The sequence below is a fragment of the Paenibacillus cisolokensis genome (genome assembly GCF_018403665.1).
GTDB classification, from domain to species: domain Bacteria; phylum Bacillota; class Bacilli; order Paenibacillales; family Paenibacillaceae; genus Paenibacillus_AH; species Paenibacillus_AH cisolokensis.
In genome coordinates this window covers 1-1,967 of record NZ_BOVJ01000263.1, presented here as the reverse complement: position 1 = coordinate 1,967, position 1,967 = coordinate 1, and the positions used below count along the sequence as shown (strand labels likewise).

The following is a 1,967-nucleotide window of genomic DNA, read 5'->3' as shown; positions in this document are numbered from 1 at the left end:
CTGTCGGGTAAAGGACTGGCGCGGTGCTCATAGCCCGTTCCCAGCCCCTCCCCATAAGAACTGCTCGTGAGGTTTTCCCTCAAGCAGCTCACCCCGTAAACTTCGTCGAAAGGGTTATGAGACCTATCACATAGCGGACACTTTCATCGGAACCCATCTGCGTTTTCAAGGGATGGACTTTCCAGTCCCAGTATAGCCCCAACACGCCATAGAGGTATTCGTTACTCCATCTCCGCCATCCAATGCTACTTTTTCGTCTCCGTTTCCTTCTGGTCAGCAATGTCCGGATTTTCATTTCTGTGTAATCGCGCACTTCACTGAATGCATCACTGGAATTTCCCACCCGAAAATAGTTCACCCATCCAGCCAATATCGCATTGATTTGTTTCACGATCTCTTTGCCCGGTTTCGCACCTCCGTTTCGAATCACTTCACGGATTCGCGCTTTCACCGCTATACGGGCTTTCTTTTTCGGTGTCATGAGGATGAAATGGCCGGTTTTGCTTCGGTTCTGTATTCGCCTTAGATCGAATCCCAGGAATGCAAAAGCGTCGCCTTTCAAAGCATTGACCATACGGGTTTTCTCCAAGTTGAGTTCCACACCAAGCGGTTCCAATTGTTCGCGTAGTCGTTGCAGAGCAAGCTCGGCCCAACCGCGTTTGCTGGAATGCCCACTCACGGTAATCAACATGTCATCGGCAAAGCGATGGTAGTTGACGGCTTCGAAGTCTCCTTCCGCCGTTTTCCGTCGGATCGCATCAAACATCCAGTCCACTTCATTTAGGTAGATATTGGAAGCCAGTGGTGAAAACGGGCCCCCTTGAGGTACGCCGATCTTCCCTGCTGCCTTTATCACCTGTCTGACGAGCTGCATCACTTGAGGGTCTTGGATGCGTTTTGCGATTTTATCCAGCAATATGGTGTGTCTTATGGTGTCAAAGTAGCGCGACAGATCGACGTCGATGACCATCGTCATTCGACGCAGTACGCTGCGCCGCACTTCTGACAGTGCTTGATGGGGAGAGCGTTTCGGTCGAAAACCATAGGAGTTCGGGCAGAAGTCTGCCTCGAAGATCGCCTCCAGTATCAGTTTCAGCGCACCTTGCACCACGCGATCTCGAATACTTGGAATTTGCAACGTTCGCATTTTTCCGTTTGCCTTCGGGATCTCTACTTTACGGTTGGCTTGTGGGCGATACGTTCCCGCTTGAAGCTCCTCTTGGATGTTTTCCAGAAACGGGATGACCCCTTCGCATTCCACATCTGCAAAGCTTTTTCCGTCAGTACCGGGGGCACCGCCGTTTTTCTTCGCTTGTTGGTACGCTTCCTGAAGGGTAGTCATCTTGGTGACATGTGTGAATAGTCCCCAAAATCGATGTGTAGGTTCGGCCTTCGCCTTTCGATATATCCGCCGCCTTAGCTCCTGCAAATTGATGGGTGTTTTTGTCATGGCACCCTTGCCTCCTTTGGTCGTACGGACTTGCTTACAGGTCCGGGTCCTTCCCTCCCCGCGCGTTTTGCTGCACGCGAATCATCAGTACTACAACCCGATCCGCCACCCTGGCACCTGCCTGTCCCATTTCCCGATCACGGTTATAGGAACGGCCTCCTCGATGAGTTTTCTTCACCGGGTGCCGAGGGCTTCTCCAGTTTCCACAACCTCTTTCCCTCCATGTCGCCGCTGATACCCCGCCGGTGAGAACTGCCGTTTCAGACTCTTTCGGTCAGTTCTTACTGCTTTCGCGCGTTATCGACCGTCTCAGCCACCGGATTTGCGTGTTACGAGGCTACGTCTGCGTTCACTGCACGTTACAACCTGGAATTTTGCCGCATTCCTAATGAATGTTTGTCAGAGGGCTCCATCGGTTCACTTTCGTTCCGCGATGCCTCTCAGGCTACGGGAGTGTAGTCTTTTCCCCCGGTCGGACTTTCACCGACTAGAAGTTGTGTCCTTAACTGGACACGCC

1 protein-coding gene is annotated in these 1,967 nt (G+C 52.2%); it reads right to left on the bottom strand.

The window, feature by feature from the left end; translation table 11 throughout:
• Positions 1–88: 88 nt before the first annotated feature.
• The gene (gene ltrA / locus PACILC2_RS25800) at positions 89–1,450 is read right to left on the bottom strand and encodes a group II intron reverse transcriptase/maturase (RefSeq protein ID WP_244863876.1); all 1,362 of its coding nucleotides are present in this window, start codon (positions 1,448–1,450) and stop codon (positions 89–91) included.
• Positions 1,451–1,967: the final 517 nt, after the last annotated feature.